Source organism: Streptomyces sp. NPDC005722, assembly GCF_040630935.1.
Classification (GTDB): domain Bacteria; phylum Actinomycetota; class Actinomycetes; order Streptomycetales; family Streptomycetaceae; genus Actinacidiphila.
Genome location: NZ_JBEXYN010000004.1, coordinates 319491 through 336118, shown reverse-complemented (window position 1 = coordinate 336118; position 16628 = coordinate 319491). Strand labels below are relative to the sequence as shown.

The following is a 16628-nucleotide window of genomic DNA, read 5'->3' as shown; positions in this document are numbered from 1 at the left end:
CCGCCTGTGCGATACATCGTGGTGGGAGCGGGCGCGGTCGGCGCGACGATCGGCGGCCGGCTGTACGGGAGCGGGCACGAGGTCGTCCTGGTCGCGCGGGGAGCGCACCTGGAGGCGCTGCGCGAGCGCGGGCTGACCCTGCGGACGCCGGACGGGACGATGACGCTGCCCGTCCCGGTGGCCGGCGGCCCGGAGGAGCTGACGCTGCGCGAGGACGACGTGCTGGTGCTGGCGGTGAAGACGCAGGACACGCAGGCGGCCCTCGACGCCTGGGCCCCGGTGGCGGACCGTCTGCCGCTGGTCTGCGCCCAGAACGGCGTCGCCAACGAACGCATGGCCCTGCGCCGCTTCCGCGACGTGTACGGGATGTGCGTGTGGCTGCCGTCGACCCACCTGGAGCCCGGTGAGGTCGTCGCCCCGTGCGGGCCGCTGACCGGCATCCTCCACCTGGGCCGCTACCCGCACGGAACGGACGACCTCGCCCGGGCGGTCTCCGCGGACCTGGAGAAGTCCTCGTTCGCCGCCCCGGTCGTGCCCGACGTGATGCGCTGGAAGTACGCCAAGCTGCTGTCGAACCTGGGCAACGCCGTCGAGGCCCTGTGCGGCGGCGTGGACGACACGGCGGCCGCGCTCCTGGAGCGGGCCCGGGCCGAGGGTGCGGCGGTGCTCGACGCCGCGGGCGTCCCGTACGCGGGCGTGGAGGAGCAGGCGACGGTCCGCGGGGACCGGGTGAGCCTGCGGCCGGTCGAGGGCTTCGCCCGGGGCGGCGGCTCGTCCTGGCAGAGCCTGACCCGGGGCACCGGCAGCGTCGAGGCGGACTGGCTCAACGGCGAGATCGTGCTGCTGGGGCGGCTCCACGGGATACCCGTGCCGGTCAACGAGACGCTGCGGCGGCTCGCGAACGGTGCGGCGCGCGACCGTCGCGCCCCCGGAAGCCTGGAGGCGGCGCAGGTGGCCGCCGCCGTCGAGGGCCGCGAACCCGTAGGTTGGGGCCCGTGACGACCACCGAATTCTCCGCGTACATCGACAGCCTGCCGAAGATCCTCGCCGGGGCCAGCACGCTCTTCCGCGACGCCGAGGGCCGCATCCTGATCGCCGAGACCACCTACCGCGAGGACGGCAAGTGGGTGCTGCCCGGCGGCACCATCGAGTCGGCCGACGGGGAGACGCCCCGCGAGGCGGCACGCCGGGAGACCCTGGAGGAGGTCGGGCTCGACGTCGAACCGGGCGCCCTCCTCACCGTGGACTGGGTGCAGGGGCCGTCCGGACGGCCGCCGCTCGCCTCGTACATGTACGACGGCGGGGTGCTCGACGAGGCCGCGCTGGGCGCGATCGTGCTGCAGGAGGAGGAGTTGTCCGCCTGGCGCATGGCGACGCCCGAGGAGGCCGAGGAGTACCTCTCCGCCGGCCTCTACCGCCGCGTCCGCGCCGCCCTGGCGGCGCTGGAGGACGGCGCGTTCCCCGTCGAGCTGGTCAACGGGCGTCCCCCGGCGTAGTACCGCGTGCCGCCCGCCGCTGACCGTCCCCGGCGGGCCGGTCAGCGGCCCACCGCGTAGCCCTGCATCCCACGCGGGTTCGCCGCGGAGGACAGCACGCCGGTCTCCGGGTCGCGGGCCACGGCGCACAGGCGGCCCTCGGACCAGGGGGCGCCGACGGTCACGTCGTGGCCGCGGCCGCGGAGCCCGGCGATGACGGACTCCTCGAAGCGGCTCTCCACGGTGAGGCTGCCCGGGCGCATCTCCCGGGGGTGGAAGGAGCTCGGGAAGCTGTCGTTGTGCCAGTTGGGCGCGTCGATGGCGCCCTGGAGGTCGAGACCGCCCCGGACGGGGGCGCGCAGGGCGACGCCCAGGAAGAAGTGCAGCGACCACTGGTCCTGCTGGTCGCCGCCGGGGGTGCCGAAGGCCATCACCGGCACCCCGTCGCGCAGCGCGAGCGAGGGGGTGAGCGTGGTGCGCGGACGGCGGCCCGGGGTGAGGGAGTTGGGCAGTCCGGGCTCCAGCCAGGTCATCTGCAGGCGGGTGCCGAGCGGGAAACCGAGCCCGGGGACGACCGGGTTGGACTGGAGCCAGCCGCCGCTGGGGGTGGCGGCGACCATGTTGCCCCAGCGGTCGACGACGTCGAGGTGGCAGGTGTCGCCGCGGGTCGCGCCGTCGTGGGCGACGGTCGGCTCCCCGACCCCCATGGCGTCGAAGTCCGGTGCCGCCGCCGGGTCGTGGAGCGGGAAGCGGGGAAGCCGCGGCGTGCGGCCACCGGGACTGCCGGGGCGCAGCTCGTGGGAGGCCTTGGCGCGGTCGACCAGGGCGCGCCGCGCGTCGTTGTAGGCGGGGGACAGCAGTTCCGCGAGGGGGACGTCGTCCTCGGCGTCGCCGTACCAGGCCTCGCGGTCGGCCATCGCGAGCTTGGTGCCCTCGACCAGGGTGTGCACGTAGTCGGCGGTGCCGTACTCCAGGTCGGCCGAGTCCGGCGGCAGCAGGGCCAGTTGCTGCAGGAAGGACGGGCCCTGGCTCCAGGGTCCCGCCTTGCAGACCGTCCAGCCGTTCCAGTCGAGGGTGACCGGGTCCTCGTGGCGGGCCTCGTACGCGACGAGGTCGTCACCGGTCAGGGTGGAGGCGTGGCGCTCGCCGGTGGTGTCCATCGCGGGACGGGCGGCGAAGGCCGCCAGGGCCTCGCCGATGAAGCCCTCGCGCCACACCTTGCGGGCCGCCTCGATCTGCGCCTCCCGGCCGCTGCCGGCGGCCTCCGCCTCGCGCAGCAGCCGCCGCCAGGTGGCGGCGAGAGCGGGGTTGCGCAGCAGGGCCCCGGCCCGGGGTGGACGTCCACCGGCCAGGTACAGCTCGGCCGAGGTGGTCCACTCCGTCTCGAACAGCGCCTGGACGGAGCCGACCGTGGCGCCGACCGCCTCGACCGCGGGGTGGCCCTGCTCGGCGTAGCCGATGGCGTAGGAGAGGACGTCCGCGAGCGGCTTGGTGCCGTGGTCGCGCAGCAGCACCATCCACGCGTCGAAGGCGCCGGGCACGGCGGCCGCGAGCGGACCGGTGCCGGGGACGAACTCCAGGCCCAGCGCGCGGTAGTGGTCGACGCTCGCCCCGGCGGGGGCGGGGCCCTGGCCGCAGAGCACGCGCACCGGGCCGCCGGCGGGCGCGACGATGATCGGGACCTCTCCGGCGGGGCCGTTGAGGTGCGGCTCCACCACGTGCAGGACGAACCCGGCGGCCACCGCCGCGTCGTAGGCGTTGCCGCCGCTCTCCAGCACGGCCATCGCCGACTGCGAGGCGAGCCAGTGCGTGGAGGAGGCCATTCCGAAGGTGCCCTGAAGGGTGGGGCGGGTCGTGAACAATGCAGTGCTCCTCGCGCCGGGGGTGCTCCTACACTCGCACGGTGTCCCACGAAACCGAACACGCACCCCCCGTCGCCTCCATGGCGCGGTCGCTCGCCCGCGTCCCCGGTGTGGTCGGGGTGATGCTCGGCGGCAGCCGGGCACGCGGTGCGCACCGCCCCGACTCCGACTGGGACCTCGGCGTCTACTACCGCGGCGAACCGGACGTGGCGGCGCTGGCCGCCCTCGCCGCCGAGGCGACGGGCGCCCCGGTCGAGGTCGCCGGCCCCGGCGGCTGGGGGCCCTGGGTGAACGGCGGGGCGTGGTTGCGCGTCGACGGCGTGCAGGTCGACTGGATCCTGCGGGACCTCGACCGTGTGCGGCGGGTGTGGGACGACTGCCGCGCCGGCCGCTACGAGGTGGGCGTCCAGGCCGGCCATCCGCTGGGCTTCTGGTCCCCGGTGTACGCCGGGGAGGTCGCCCTCGGCAGGGTCCTGGCCGACCCGGGGGGCGAGCTGACCGCGCTGCGCGAGGCAGCGCGGGTCTACCCCGAACCGCTGCGCCGGGCGCTCGTCGGGGCCTCCTGGGAGGCGGACTTCCTCGTCGCGAACGCCCGCAAGTCCGCGGGCGCCGGGGACGTCCTGCACGCGGCGCTGTGCCTGTCCCGGGCGGTCGGGGTGCTGGCGCAGTCGCTCCACGCCCACCACCGCGTGTGGTGCCTCAACGAGAAGGGGGCCCTCGCCGCGGCGGACGCCCTCCCGGACACCCCGGCGGGCTTCCGCGCCCGCGCCGAGGCGGTGCTGGCCGGCCTCGGCGACCCGGTGGCCGCGGTGGAGGACGCCTCGGCCATGGTCGCACGGGTGCGCGCGGCGCTGGCCTGACCGGCGGGAAAACCCGATGGCCGCGGCCTTCCCGGTCTGCGTAACCTCGCGGCATGAGCGCGAAGAAGCCGCTTGTCGCGATCCTCAGCGGCGCGGGCATCTCCACCGATTCCGGCATCCCCGACTACCGCGGCCCGAACGGGCTGTGGCGGCGCGACCCCGAGGCCGAGAAGCTCGTGACGTACGAGCACTACATGGCCGATCCCGAGGTGCGCCGCAGGTCGTGGCTGATGCGCATGGAGGGCCCGGCGCTGGAGGCGCGGCCCAATGCCGCGCACGAGGCGATCGTCCGGCTGGAGCGGTCGGGCGTGCCGGTGCGCGTGATCACGCAGAACGTCGACGGACTGCACCAGATGGCGGGCCTGCCCGAGCGCAAGGTGCTGGAGCTGCACGGCACGGCCCGGGCCGTGGTGTGCACGCGGTGCCACGACCGGACGTCCATGGACGCGGCGCTGGCGCGGGTCCGGGCGGGCGAGCCGGACCCGGCGTGCGGGGAGTGCGGCGGGATCCTGAAGTCGGCGACCGTCATGTTCGGGCAGCGGCTGGACCCGGTGGTCCTGGGCAACGCGATGACCATCGCCAAGGGATGCACGGTCCTCGTCGCGGTCGGCACCAGCCTGCAGGTGCAGCCGGCCGCGTCGCTCGCCGGGATGGCGGCGGAACACGGCGCGCGACTGGTGATCGTCAACGCCGAGCCGACACCGTACGACGCGATCGCGGACGAGCTGGTGCGCGAGCCGATCGGGAGCTCGCTGCCCGCGCTCCTGGACGGGATCGCCCGCGAGGCCGCGGCGGGCTGACACGCGTGCCCCCGGACGGCGAGCGTCCGGGGGCACGGCTGTGACGGCTCCGCCGCGGGTCTACCAGCGGTGGTGGACCTGGGCGCGGATGCTCCGGTCGTACAGGTCCCGCACGGCGTCCAGCGTGCTCTGCGGCAGCGCCGGCAGGGCGGCGGCCTCGGCGTTGGCGCGGGCCTGCTCGACGGAGCGGGCACCGGGGATCACGGTGGTGACGCCGGGCTGCTGGATGATCCAGCGCAGCGCGGTCTGGGCCGGGGTGGCGCCCTCCGGGGAGAGGGCGGTGAACTCGGCGGCGGCCTCCAGGCCGGTCGCGTAGTCGACGCCGGAGAAGGTCTCGCCCTGGTCGAAGGACTCGCCGTGCCGGTTGTAGGTGCGGTGGTCGTCGGCGGGGAAGACGGTGTCCTTGGTGTAGCGGCCGGACAGCAGGCCGGAGGCGAGGGGCACGCGGGCGATGATGCCCACCCCGGCCTCGGCGGCGGCCGGCAGCACCTGCTCCAGGGGCTTGAGCCGGAAGGCGTTGAGGATGATCTGCACGCTCGCGACGCCCGGGCGGGCGATCGCCGTCAGCGCCTCCTCGCAGGTCTCGACGCTGACGGCGTAGGCCGCGATGCGCTGCTCCTCGACGAGGGTGTCGAGGGCGTCGAAGACGGCGTCCGAGGAGTAGACGGCGGTCGGCGGGCAGTGCAGCTGCACGAGGTCGAGGGTGTCGACGCCCAGGTTGGCCCGGGAACGGTCGTTCCAGGCGCGGAAGTTGTCGAGGACGTAGTTCTCGGGGACCTGGGCGACCCGGCGTCCCATCTTCGTGGCGACGAAGATCCCGGCGTCCGGGCGCTCCCGCAGGTAGCGGCCGATCAGCTGCTCGCTGCGTCCGTCGCCGTAGACGTCCGCGGTGTCGAAGAGGGTCACGCCCTCCGCCACGGCCGCGTCCAGGACGGCGAGTGCGTCCTCCTCGCGGACCTCGCCCCAGTCGGCGCCCAGCTGCCAGGTGCCGAGACCCACGACGGACACCTTGCGGCCCGTCCTGCCCAATACGCGCTGCTCCATGCCCTCGATGCTAGTCGCTGCCCCGCCGGCCGCGACCGACGGGGCGGGGCCGGCGCCGGGCACTACCGGCGGGCGGCCCCCTCCAGGTGACGGCGCACGGCGCGGGCCGCGTGGTGGCCGGACATGCCGTGGACACCGGGGCCGGGCGGGCTGGCCGAGGAGCAGAGGAAGACCCCCGGGCGCGAGGTGCTGTACGGGTTCCACTTGGGCCTGGGGCGGAAGGCCGTCTGCAGGCCGGCGAAGGCCCCGCTGCCGATGTCGCCGCCGATGTAGTTGGGGTTGCGGGCGGCGAGCTCGGCCGGTCCGCTGACCGCCCGGGCGAGGACGAGGTCCCGGAAGCCGGGCGCGAAGCGCTCGATCTGCCGCTCGACGGCCTCGGTGGCGTCGCCGCTCCAGCCGTTGGGCACGTGCCCGTACACCCAGAAGACGTGCTTGCCCTCGGGGGCGCGCCCGGGGTCGACGACGCTGGGCTGGGCGGCGATCAGGAACGGGGTCTGCGGCGGCCGGCCGCGCACCGCCCGGTTCAGGGCGTCGCCGATCTCGCCGAAGGTGGGCCCGATGTGCACGGTGCCGGCCCGCCGGGCGTCGGCGGCGGTCCAGGGCACCGGGCCGTCCAGCGCGTAGTCGATCTTCCAGACGGCCGGTCCGTAGCGGTAGTTCCGGTACGCGTCGCCGAGCCCGGCGATGCGCGCCAGCGCGGTCGGCGAGGTGTCGAAGACGTACGCGCGCGCCGGCGGCAGCTCGTCGAGCTTGCGGACCATGACGCCCGTGTGGATCGTGCCGCCGAGCAGCCGCAGGTAGGAGGCGAGGGCGTCGGCGATCGCCTGGGAGCCGCCGCGCGGCACCGGCCAGCCGACGTCGTGGCCGGCGACGGCGAACATCAGCGCCGTCGCGCCGGTGAGCGGGCTGGTCAGCGGCGCGATGGCGTGGGCGGCGAGACCGGCCAGCAGCCCGCGCGCCTTCTCGTCGCGGAACAGCCGGGCGAGCACGGCCACCGGCGGGAGCCCGGTCAGCCCGAAGCTCGCGAAGCGCAGCGGGTCGCGGGGCAGTCCCCGCCACTGGGGGCGCAGGAAGTCGTGGGCGAGGGTCGGCCAGCGGCCGACGTACGGGGCCAGGAGCCGGCGGTAGGTGCCCGCGTCGCGCGGCCCGAGCGAGGCGGCGGTCGCGCCGACGGTGCGGGCCAGCACCGCCGCGGTGCCGTCGTCGAAGGGGTGGGCGAGCGGCAGCTCGGGGTGGAGCCACCGCAGTCCGTGCTCGGCGAGCGGCATGGCGTTGAACGCGGGCGAGCCGGCGCCGAACGGGTGCACGGCGGAGCAGGGGTCGTGGCGGAAGCCCGGCAGGGTCAGTTCCTCGGTGCGGGCGCCGCCGCCGACCTGGTCGGCGGCCTCGAAGAGCTCCACCGAGTGGCCGGCGCGGGCGAGTTCGACCGCGGCGGTCAGGCCGTTGGGGCCGGCGCCGACGACGATGACGTCCGTGACGCGGGTCCTGCTCATCGGTCACCCGCCATGAGGCCGACGACCCGTCGCGCGGTCGCCTCGTCGCGCGCCACGGAGAAGGGGAAGGCGTTGCCGCCGCCGATCCGGAAGGGCACGCCCTCGGCGGTGACGCTGGCCCCGCCCGCCTCGGCGACCAGCAGCACGCCGGCCGCGTGGTCCCAGGGCGACTCCCAGGTGAAGGCGACGGCGTCGATGGCGCCCCGGGCCACCTCCAGGTAGTCCAGCCCGGCGCAGGTGCACTGGCGGGTCTCGAGGCCGTCAGTGCCGAGGCCCTCGAAGCGGCGCCGCTCCTGTTCGTCGAGGAAGGCGAACTGCGAGGTGGCCACCTTGAGCGCGGACCCGTCGACGTCGCGCGCGGTGCGGATCGGCTCGCCGTTGAGGAGCGCCCCGCCGCCGAGCCGGGCCGTGGCCATCAGGCCCAGGCGCGGCACGTACGTCCAGGAGGCGTGCACCTCGCCGCCGCGGGCGAGCGCGACCAGCGTGGCGAACTCGGGCCTGCCGGCGACGAAGTTGGCGGTGCCGTCGACGGGGTCGACGATCCACACCGGGGCGTCGCCGCCGATGCGGCGCAGAATGCCGGGGTCGGCGTGCACGGCCTCCTCCCCCACCACGACGGAACCGGGCAGCAGCGCCGGCAGCTCCTGCGCGAGCCGTAGTTCCGCCTCGCGGTCGGCGACGGTGACCAGGTCCCCCGGTCCGGTCTTGTGGCTGATGTCGGCGGCGCCCAGCTGCCTCCAGCGCGGCACGACCTCCGCCTCGGCGGCCGCGCGCACCGTGTCCTCGACCGCCTTGAAGAGTGCGTCATCGATCACTCCTCCATCAGACCAGATCGGCCGCGGCGACGCGCACCCGCCGTGGCTTTGGCGGGTTCACGCCGTCCGCGCGGCGGGCCCCGCCTTCCGCATCAGGGCGGCGTACAGCACGAACGAGGTGACCAGGCCGACCGCCCAGCCGTAGTCCGCGAGCGGCTTCAGCGGCGGGATCAGGCCGTCGACGGGGAACGGGCCCTGTCTGTGGCCCTCGGCGTCGACGGTGGAGTACGAACCGCCGACCGCCAGCAGGCCGCCGACGACGAGGGCGAGCACCGCCCGCCAGTTCCAGCCGCGGTGGTACCAGTAGCGTCCGGCGCCCGCCTCGTACAGCTCGGCCAGCGCCAGGTGCGTGCGCCGGACGAGCCAGTAGTCGGCGATGAGCACGCCGGCCACGGTGCCGAGGACGCCGCCGACGACACCCAGCCAGGTGAAGATGTACAGCTCGGGGGTGGAGGTCAGTTTCCAGGGGAAGATCAGCACCCCGACGACGCCGGTGATCAGGGCGCCGGTGCGGAAGTCGACGTGCCGGGGCGCGAGGTTGGACAGGTCGTACGCCGGGGAGACCACGTTGGCCGCGATGTTGACGCTGAGGGTGGCCACCAGCACCGTGACCAGGGCGTAGAGCAGGCCGACGACGTTGTCGGTCTTGCCGGCCAGCTCGACCGGGTCCCAGATGGCCTCGCCGTACACCGCCTGGGATCCGGAGGTGACGAGCACCGACAGGACGGCGAAGAGGGTCATCGTCGTGGGCAGGCCGAGCGACTGGCCCCAGACCTGGGCGCGCTGTCCGGCCCCGAAGCGGGTGAAGTCGGGGATGTTGAGGGAGAGCGTCGACCAGAAGCCGATCATGCCCATGAGGGCGGGGAAGAAGACCTTCCAGAAGTCGCCGCCCCAGCCCAGTCGCGAGGGCTGGTCCAGCAGGTGGCCGAGGCCGCCGGCCTTGTTCGTGATCCAGACCAGCAGGACGACGGCCCCGACGAGGACGAAGGGCGCGGCCCAGTTCTCGAAGCGGCGCAGCGTCTCCATGCCCCGGTAGATGATGGCGAGTTCCAGCACCCAGAAGGCGAGGAAGCAGACCCACAGGGTCCACGGGTAGCCCGCCACGTGCGCGGCGCCCGCCCAGCCGCCCCAGATCTTGCCGAGCAGGACGAAGATGCCCTGTCCGCCGATCCACGTCTGGATGCCGAACCAGGCGCAGGCCACGGCGGCGCGCAGCATCGCCGGGAGGTTGGCGCCGCGCACCCCGAACGAGGAACGCGCCAGCACCGGGAACGGGATGCCGTACTTGGGGCCCGCGTGCCCGGTGAGCAGCATCGGCACCAGCACGAGGACGTTGGCGAGGGCGATGGTGAACACCGCCTGCTTCCAGTCCATGCCGAGGGCGACCAGACCGGAGGCGAGGGTCCAGGAGGGGATGTTGTGCGCCATCCCGATCCACAGGGCGGTGAAGTTGTAGGTGGTCCAGTGCCGTTCTGCGATGGGGATCGGCAGGAGGTCCCGGTTGGCGTACCGGCCGTGCGGCGCGGCCGCGTCGAGGCGGAGCTCGACGCGGCCGTCGGGGTGCGTGATCTGGGCGGGCGGTGTGGGGGCCGGCATCGGCGGGGTGCTCCCCCTCAGCCGCGGAGCGCGGGGATGACGGTGGAGCCGTAGGCGTCGATGGTGGACTCCTTGGCGTCGTGCATGTCGTAGACCGCGAACTGGTCGACGCCGAGGGCCTGCAGGGCGCGCAGCTTCTCGACGTGCTGCTCGGCGGTGCCGATGAGGCAGAAGCGGTCGACGATCTCGTCGGGGACGAACGCGGTGTCGGGGTTGCCGGTGCGGCCGTGGTGCGAGTAGTCGTAGCCCTGACGGGACGCGATGTAGTCGGTGAGTTCCCCGGGCACGGAGGCGGAGTGCTCGCCGTACTTGGACACGAGGTCGGCGACGTGGTTGCCGACCATGCCGCCGAACCAGCGGCACTGCTCGCGGGCATGGGCCAGCGCCTGCGGGGAGTCGTCCTCGGTGACGTACGCCGGAGCCGCCACGCACACCTTCACCTCGGCCGGGTCGCGGCCGGCGGCGACCGCAGCGTCCTTGACCGCCTTGACCATCCACTCCGTCAGATAGACGTCGGCGAGCTGCAGGATGAACCCGTCCGCCTTCGCCCCGGCGACCGCCAGCGCCTTCGGCCCGTACGCCGCCATCCACACCGGCAGTTCCGCCCCCTCCTTGATCCAGGGGATGCGGACGGTCGTGCCGCCGAGGTCGGCCTCGCGGCCCTCGGCGAGCTCACGGATGACGTGCATCGCCTCCTCGATGCGGGCGAGGGTGTTGGGCCTGCGGCCCGCCACCCGCATCGCCGAGTCGCCCCGGCCGATGCCGCAGATCGTGCGGTTGCCGAACATCTCGTTCAGCGTCGCGAAGGTCGACGCCGTCACCTCCCAGGTCCGCGTCCCCGGATTGGTGACCATGGAGCCGACGACCATCCGCTCGGTCCGCGCCAGGATCTGGCTGTAGATGACGAACGGCTCCTGCCACAGCACGACCGAGTCGAAGGTCCAGCCGTGGCTGAAGCCGTTGCGCTCGGCGCGCCGCATCAGCTCCACGACCCGCTCGGCGGGCGGGTCCGTCTGCAGGACGAGTCCGAAGTCCATGGGTCCACGCGCCTTTCTCAGACGAGGTACTGGCAGGTTCCGCGCGGGGTGTACTGGCCGTGTCCCGCCCGTCCGACGTACTCCCGGCCTTCGATGACGGGCTCGCCGCGGGACAGGACGGTCTCCACGCGTCCGGTGACCCGCTTGCCCTCGTAGGCCGAGTAGTCGACGTTCATGTGGTGGGTGGCCGCGGAGATGACCTGTTCCGCGTCCGGGTCGTAGACCACGATGTCGGCGTCCGCACCCGGCGCGATCGTCCCCTTGCGCGGATACAGACCGAACATCCGCGCCGGTGTCGCACACGCGATCTCGATCCACCGGCGACGGCTGATGTGCCCGTCCACCACCGCCTGGTGCAACAGGTCCATCCGGTTCTCCACCCCCGGCAGACCATTGGGGATCTTCGAGAAGTCACCCCGCCCCAGCTCCTTCTGCCCCACGAAGCAGAACGGGCAGTGATCCGTCGACACCACCTGCAGATCGTTCGTCCGCAACCCCCTCCACAACACCGCCTGGTGCTCCTTCGGACGCAACGGCGTCGAACACACGTACTTCGCACCCTCGAAGTCCGGCTCCGCCAGGTTGTCCGTCGACAGGAACAAGTACTGCGGGCACGTCTCACCGAACACGTTCAGCCCCTCGTCCCGGGCGAGGGCGATCTGCTCGACGGCCTGCCGGGCGGAGACGTGCACGACGTAGAGCGGGGACCCCGCGACCTGGGCGAGCCGGATCGCGCGGTGGGTCGCCTCGGCCTCCAGCAACTCCCGCCGCACCTCACCGTGGTAGCGGGGATCGGTCCTCCCCGCCGCCAGCGCCTGCTCGACCAGCACGTCGATGGCGATCCCGTTCTCCGCGTGCATCATCACCAGGCCACCGTTGCCGGCACCCCGCTGCATCGCCCGCAGGATCCTGCCGTCGTCGCTGTAGAACACACCGGGATACGCCATGAACAACTTGAAGCTGGTGACGCCCTCCTCGACGAGGATGTCCATCTCCTTGAGGGTGTCCTCGTTGACGTCGGAGAGGATCATGTGGAAGCCGTAGTCGATGGCGCACTGGGCGTCGGCCTTGGCGTGCCAGGTGTCGAGGCCGGAGCGCAGCGACTCGCCCACCGACTGCACCGCGAAGTCCACGATCGTCGTCGTCCCGCCCCAGGCGGCGGCCCGCGTACCGGTCTCGAAGGTGTCCGAGGCGAAGGTGCCACCGAAAGGCAGCTCCATGTGGGTGTGCGCGTCGACACCGCCCGGAATGACGTACTTCCCGGAGGCGTCGATGACGCGGTCGGCCGACGCGGTCCAGCCCTGCGCCGGGTCGGAGTCGTGCGTCGCGAGGGCGGCGACCCGGCCACCCTCGACGAGGACGTCGGCGTGGACCTCCTCCGCGGCCGTGACGACCAGTCCGCCCCGGATGACGATGCGGCTCATGCTCCCACTCCTTCCAACGGCTGAGGGCGGGGTCCCCGGAAACCTCGATGCCATGTCGGAACGGCTCTACGCACGTAGACCCCGCCATGGTGGAGAACGTATGACCGGTCACCCACGGTGGCAATACCGCTGCTCTCCATCGACGGGATCGACGGGGACGATCGCTCCTCCTCCACGCCGCCGTACGGCGAACGCTCACAATATGCCACGAACCGGGCGTTCGGGTCTGTAGGCGACGAGGTGCGAAATCGCATTGCCCCCGCCACGTCCGCGCCGCGACGATGGGCGGATGGAGGCATCCGTATGCGGCTGAGGCTGCGTCACTTCCGTCCGCGTACCGGCCCGGTGGAGCACCGGATCGTGCAGCCGTGGCATCCACCGCGCCACACGGCGCTCACCGATCCCACCGGTTACGGCTTCCTGGTCGGCGACCACGCGGGACTCTCGGCCCTCGCCGGGCTGTTCTCCTTCGCGGCCTGCTCGCGGCGGACCCTCGTGCACGTGCCGCTGCGCGACGGCGTCCCCCTGGGCGATGAGGCGTTCGTGGACGCGTGCGGCGGCCGCGTGGACCTCGTCCTGCTCCACCACTCGCTGGGCCTGCGGGTGAGCGAGTGGGTCCGGCTGCGCCGCATGCTCACCGGCGGCGTCCCCCTGACGGCCCGTACGGACGAGGCGCGCACGGAACGCGACGCCGACGCCTGGTGGAGGCGGCACGGGCACGCGGACGCCCGCGACCGGCTGCGGCCGGTCAGCCACGCCCGGACGCTGTTCCTCGTCGGCAGCCGCGGCACGTTCTCCTCCGCCGCGACGCAGCTGGCGTGGGCGGCCGGCCAGGGACCGCGTCAGAAGGGCGTGGTGAAGGGCCGCATGGCCGTGGTCGAGCAGCTCACACCGCTGCTGGAGCACACGGGCCGCGGGCGCGGGCCCGAGCTCGACGTCGCTTTCACGGCGTACCCGCCGTACGCCCACTTCCGCCGGCCGGGCCGTCCGCGCCGGGGCGGCGTGCCCTCCCCCGCTTCCACCGGGCCGCGGGCGGCACACCCATGAGGTTCGCGACGTTCAACGTGCTCCACGGCCGGCCGATCACCGACGGCAGGCCGGTCCCCTTCCCCGGCGGGACGGCCGCCGGGGAGCCGCTCGCCCGGGCCGTCGCGTCGCTGGACGCCGACGTCCTCGCGCTGCAGGAGCTGGACCGCTTCCAGGAACGGTCCGGCGGGCTGGACCAGGCCGCGGTGGCCGCGGCGGCGTCGGGCGCCCGGGACTGGCGTTACGCGTCCGCGGTGCACGGCCGCTCGGTGCCGGGCACGGGATGGGTGCCCGATCCGGCCGAGCCGGGACTGCACGTGTACGGGCCGCGGGACGCCGCCCAAGGCGACGGCCCGCCGTCGCACGGGATCGCCCTGGTCACCCGGCTTCCCGTACGGGAGTGGCGGGCCCGTCGGCTGTCCCCCTCGCCCGTGGGGCTGCCCCTGCGGGTGCCCGGGGTCGCAGGGCTGCGGATGATGTCCGACCAGCCGCGCTGCGCTCTGGCAGCCGTCCTGGAGGGTGCGCGCGGCCCGTTCACGGTGGTCGCGGTGCACCTGTCGTTCGTCCCCGGCTGGAACGTGGGCCAGTTGGTGGCGGTCCGCCGCTGGATCTCCGGGCTGCCCCGGCCGCACCTGCTGCTGGGCGACCTCAACCTGGTGGGACCGGTGCCGCCGCTGGTGCTGGGCGGTGCCTGGCGGACGCTGGCCCGGAGGCGTACCTACCCCTCGCACCGTCCCGTGGTGCAGTTCGACCATGTGCTGGCGGCCGGGGTCGGGCGGGCCGCCGTGCGCTCCGCGCGGGCGCCGGCCGTACCGGTCTCGGACCACCGGCCGCTCGTCGTCGACCTGGAGCCCTGACGGCGGTGCGGCGGGCGCGGGGCGGCGCCCCGCGCCCGTGGCGCACCGTGTCGTGCCGTGCCGTCAGGCGGGTCCGTCGCCCAGTTCGCTCTGCGCCTGCTTGAGCGCCGACTCCAGGATCGAGGCGCCTTCCTCCGCCTCGGCGACGGTCAGGGAGAGCGGCGGGGCGATGCGCAGCGCGTCGCCGGCCCGGCCGCCCTTGCCGATCAGCAGGCCGCCCTCGCGCGCCGCTTCGAGGACCAGGCCCGCGGCGGCCGGCGTGGCCAGCTCGACGCCCAGCATCAGCCCGCGGCCGCGCACCTCGCGCACCACCGGCAGTCCGGCGGAGATGGCCTCCAGCCGCGACTTGAGCAGGCCTCCCACGCGCCGGGCGTTGCCCTGCAGGTCGTGGTCGAGGAGGTACTGCAGGTTGGCCAGCGCGCCGGCCGTGGTGATGGGGCTGCCGCCGAACGTGGAGATGGAGTTGGCGGAGAGGCAGTTCATCACCTCGGCGCGGGCGACGACGCCGCCCATCGACATGCCGTTGCCGACACCCTTGGCGAAGGTCAGGACGTCCGGCGGGCCGGAGCCCTCGTGCGCCTGCCAGCCCCAGAAGTGCTCACCGGTCCGGCCCCAGCCGGTCTGCACCTCGTCGCTGATCCACAGGATGCCGTGCCGGTCGAGGACCTCCTTGAAGGCGGCCAGCAGCCCGTCGGGGCCCGAGGTGAAGCCCCCGACGCCCTGCACCGGTTCGGCGATCAGGGCGGCGACCTGGCCGTTGGCCTGGCCGAGGATGTCCTCCAGGTCCGCCACGCACGCGGCCGTGAACTCGGCGTCGGACAGGTGCGCGTAGGGGCCGCGGTGGCGGACGCCGCCGTGCACGTACAGCGTCTGCAGCGGTGACAGGCTCGTCGGCGACCAGGAGGTGTTGCCGGTGATGCCGATCGCGGAGAAGGAACGCCCGTGGTAGCTGTTGCGCAGCGCCAGGATCTGGTTGGACTTCCGGTAGGTGGTGGCGAGCAGCAGCGCGGTGTCGTTCGCCTCCGTGCCGGAGGTGGTGAAGAAGACCCGGGCGTCCGGGATGCCCGACAGGCGGGCGATGCGCTCGGCGAGGTCGACGGCCTGCGAGCTGAGGTAGAGCGTGGAGGAGTGCAGGATCCTGCCGGCCTGCTCGCGGATCGCGGCGGTGACCTCCGGCAGGGCGTGGGCGGTCATGGTGGTGAGGATGCCGCCGAAGAAGTCGAGGTACTGCCGCCCCTCGGCGTCCCAGACGTGGCGGCCCTCGCCGTGGGTGATCTCGATGGGCTCCCGGTAGTACGTCGCGAGCCACTGCGGCATCACGGCCCGGTGGCGGGAGTGGAGCGTGGCGTGCGGGTTCTCGGTGATGGTCATGGACGTGTTCACGCCTCCGTCAGGGTGCCGTAGGCGTCAGGGCGGCGGTCCCGGTAGAAGGCCCACTGCTGGCGCACCGCGGGGATCAGGTCGAAGTCCAGGTCGCGCACGATCAACTGTTCCTCCTTGTCGGAGGCGACGTCGCCCACGAACTGGCCGCGCGGGTCGACGAAGTAGGACGTGCCGTAGAAGTCGTTGTCGCCGTAGGCCGGTTCCTGGCCGACCCGGTTGATGGCGGCGACGTAGTACTCGTTGGCGACGGCGGCGGCCGGCTGCTCCAGTTGCCACAGGTACGAGGAGAGCCCGCGGTGGGTCGCCGAGGGGTTGTAGACCAGTTGCGCGCCGGCCAGGCCGAGCGCCCGCCAGCCCTCGGGGAAGTGGCGGTCGTAGCAGATGTAGACGCCGACCTTGCCGACGGCCGTGTCGAAGACCGGCCAGCCCAGGTTGCCGGGCTTGAAGTAGTACTTCTCCCAGAAGCCCTTGACCTGCGGGATGTGGTGCTTGCGGTACTTGCCCAGGTAGCTGCCGTCGGCGTCGATCACGGCGGCGGTGTTGTAGTAGAAGCCGTCCTGCTCGATCTCGTAGACCGGCACCACCGTCACCATGCCCGTCTCCCGGGCGAGGGCCTGCATGCGCTGCACGGTCGGGCCGTCCGGCACCCGTTCGGCCCACCGGTAGTTCTCGGCCTCCTGTACCTGGCAGAAGTACGGGGCGTTGAACACCTCCTGGAAGCCGATCACCCGGGCGCCCTGCGCGGCCGCCTCGCGGGCGTGCTCCTCGTGCTTCGCGATCATCGACTCGGTGTCACCGGTCCACGTCGCCTGGACGAGCGCGGCGCGTACGACATTGGGCATGACAGCTCCTTTGACGCGAGGTCACGCCGGAACGGCGGGCTGGTCTACGCACGTAGATCCGGCGCTGGGACGAACGTAAGAGCCCACAGCCCACTGTGGCAATACCGGCGCCTT

At 73.5% G+C, this 16628-nt stretch carries 15 protein-coding genes; 6 read left to right on the top strand and 9 right to left on the bottom strand.

Features of this window, described 5'->3' with window-relative positions:
- Nucleotides 1-6 precede the first annotated feature (6 nt).
- Entirely contained in the window at nt 7-999 is a 993-nt protein-coding gene (locus tag ABZ479_RS07530) for a ketopantoate reductase family protein (RefSeq protein WP_500460539.1), read from the top strand.
- Nucleotides 996-1496, top strand: coding sequence for an NUDIX domain-containing protein (locus tag ABZ479_RS07525; protein ID WP_499601405.1), 501 nt, complete (start codon nt 996-998; stop codon nt 1494-1496). The genes ABZ479_RS07530 and ABZ479_RS07525 overlap by 4 nt, the downstream gene beginning before the upstream one ends.
- A gap of 41 nt (nt 1497-1537) precedes the next feature.
- On the opposite strand, the gene ABZ479_RS07520 is transcribed toward ABZ479_RS07525, so the two are convergent.
- Nucleotides 1538-3337: a gamma-glutamyltransferase family protein gene (locus tag ABZ479_RS07520; RefSeq protein WP_500460537.1), complete on the bottom strand. Its 1800-nt coding sequence runs from the start codon at nt 3335-3337 to the stop codon at nt 1538-1540.
- Nucleotides 3338-3417: 80 nt separating this feature from the next.
- On the opposite strand from ABZ479_RS07520, the gene ABZ479_RS07515 reads away from it, so the two are divergent.
- Entirely contained in the window at nt 3418-4197 is a 780-nt protein-coding gene (locus tag ABZ479_RS07515) for a DUF4037 domain-containing protein (protein WP_500460579.1), read from the top strand.
- Nucleotides 4198-4250: 53 nt separating this feature from the next.
- Nucleotides 4251-4997 carry an SIR2 family NAD-dependent protein deacylase gene (locus ABZ479_RS07510; protein ID WP_499601407.1) on the top strand — a complete coding sequence of 249 codons (747 nt, stop codon included), beginning with the start codon at nt 4251-4253 and terminating at the stop codon, nt 4995-4997.
- 60 nt (nt 4998-5057) lie between these two features.
- On the opposite strand, the gene ABZ479_RS07505 is transcribed toward ABZ479_RS07510, so the two are convergent.
- The 6 genes from ABZ479_RS07505 to hydA all read right to left on the bottom strand — a co-directional run bounded on the left by ABZ479_RS07505 (nt 5058) and on the right by hydA (nt 12406).
- The gene (locus ABZ479_RS07505) at nt 5058-6041 is read right to left on the bottom strand and encodes an aldo/keto reductase (RefSeq protein ID WP_500460535.1); all 984 of its coding nucleotides are present in this window, start codon (nt 6039-6041) and stop codon (nt 5058-5060) included.
- Between the two features lie 62 nt (nt 6042-6103).
- Entirely contained in the window at nt 6104-7534 is a 1431-nt protein-coding gene (locus tag ABZ479_RS07500) for a phytoene desaturase family protein (RefSeq protein WP_500460534.1), read from the bottom strand.
- Complete coding sequence (locus ABZ479_RS07495) at nt 7531-8349, bottom strand: inositol monophosphatase family protein (protein ID WP_500460533.1); 819 nt, start codon at nt 8347-8349, stop codon at nt 7531-7533. Before ABZ479_RS07495 ends, ABZ479_RS07500 begins: the two co-directional genes overlap by 4 nt.
- A gap of 57 nt (nt 8350-8406) precedes the next feature.
- On the bottom strand, nt 8407-9945 hold the full coding sequence (locus ABZ479_RS07490; RefSeq protein ID WP_500460532.1) for an NCS1 family nucleobase:cation symporter-1: 1539 nt from the start codon (nt 9943-9945) through the stop codon (nt 8407-8409).
- A 17-nt stretch (nt 9946-9962) separates the two neighbouring features.
- Complete coding sequence (locus tag ABZ479_RS07485) at nt 9963-10982, bottom strand: TIGR03842 family LLM class F420-dependent oxidoreductase (RefSeq protein WP_500460530.1); 1020 nt, start codon at nt 10980-10982, stop codon at nt 9963-9965.
- Between the two features lie 17 nt (nt 10983-10999).
- Nucleotides 11000-12406 (bottom strand): dihydropyrimidinase, encoded by a 1407-nt coding sequence (gene hydA / locus ABZ479_RS07480; RefSeq protein WP_500460529.1) that lies wholly within the window; start codon nt 12404-12406, stop codon nt 11000-11002.
- 303 nt (nt 12407-12709) lie between these two features.
- Between hydA and ABZ479_RS07475 the strand changes: the two genes are divergently transcribed.
- A complete protein-coding gene (locus ABZ479_RS07475) occupies nt 12710-13453 on the top strand; it encodes a hypothetical protein (protein WP_500460528.1) in 744 nt (247 codons plus the stop codon).
- Nucleotides 13450-14289 (top strand): endonuclease/exonuclease/phosphatase family protein, encoded by an 840-nt coding sequence (locus ABZ479_RS07470; RefSeq protein ID WP_500460527.1) that lies wholly within the window; start codon nt 13450-13452, stop codon nt 14287-14289. Before ABZ479_RS07475 ends, ABZ479_RS07470 begins: the two co-directional genes overlap by 4 nt.
- Nucleotides 14290-14352: 63 nt before the next feature.
- Here the strand turns inward: ABZ479_RS07470 and ABZ479_RS07465 are convergent, their stop codons facing one another.
- Nucleotides 14353-15660: an aspartate aminotransferase family protein gene (locus ABZ479_RS07465; protein ID WP_500460525.1), complete on the bottom strand. Its 1308-nt coding sequence runs from the start codon at nt 15658-15660 to the stop codon at nt 14353-14355.
- Between the two features lie 8 nt (nt 15661-15668).
- Nucleotides 15669-16514 carry a nitrilase-related carbon-nitrogen hydrolase gene (locus ABZ479_RS07460; protein WP_500460524.1) on the bottom strand — a complete coding sequence of 282 codons (846 nt, stop codon included), beginning with the start codon at nt 16512-16514 and terminating at the stop codon, nt 15669-15671.
- Nucleotides 16515-16628 lie beyond the last annotated feature (114 nt).

Coding starts and splice junctions, on each gene's coding strand:
- ABZ479_RS07470 (WP_500460527.1), top strand. CDS start 13,450: ATGAGGTTCGCGACGTTCAACGTGCTCCACGGCCGGCCGATCACCGAC.
- hydA (WP_500460529.1), bottom strand. CDS start 12,406: ATGAGCCGCATCGTCATCCGGGGCGGACTGGTCGTCACGGCCGCGGAG.
- ABZ479_RS07510 (WP_499601407.1), top strand. CDS start 4,251: ATGAGCGCGAAGAAGCCGCTTGTCGCGATCCTCAGCGGCGCGGGCATC.
- ABZ479_RS07515 (WP_500460579.1), top strand. CDS start 3,418: ATGGCGCGGTCGCTCGCCCGCGTCCCCGGTGTGGTCGGGGTGATGCTC.
- ABZ479_RS07465 (WP_500460525.1), bottom strand. CDS start 15,660: ATGACCATCACCGAGAACCCGCACGCCACGCTCCACTCCCGCCACCGG.
- ABZ479_RS07475 (WP_500460528.1), top strand. CDS start 12,710: ATGCGGCTGAGGCTGCGTCACTTCCGTCCGCGTACCGGCCCGGTGGAG.
- ABZ479_RS07485 (WP_500460530.1), bottom strand. CDS start 10,982: ATGGACTTCGGACTCGTCCTGCAGACGGACCCGCCCGCCGAGCGGGTC.
- ABZ479_RS07490 (WP_500460532.1), bottom strand. CDS start 9,945: ATGCCGGCCCCCACACCGCCCGCCCAGATCACGCACCCCGACGGCCGC.
- ABZ479_RS07505 (WP_500460535.1), bottom strand. CDS start 6,041: ATGGAGCAGCGCGTATTGGGCAGGACGGGCCGCAAGGTGTCCGTCGTG.
- ABZ479_RS07500 (WP_500460534.1), bottom strand. CDS start 7,534: ATGAGCAGGACCCGCGTCACGGACGTCATCGTCGTCGGCGCCGGCCCC.
- ABZ479_RS07460 (WP_500460524.1), bottom strand. CDS start 16,514: ATGCCCAATGTCGTACGCGCCGCGCTCGTCCAGGCGACGTGGACCGGT.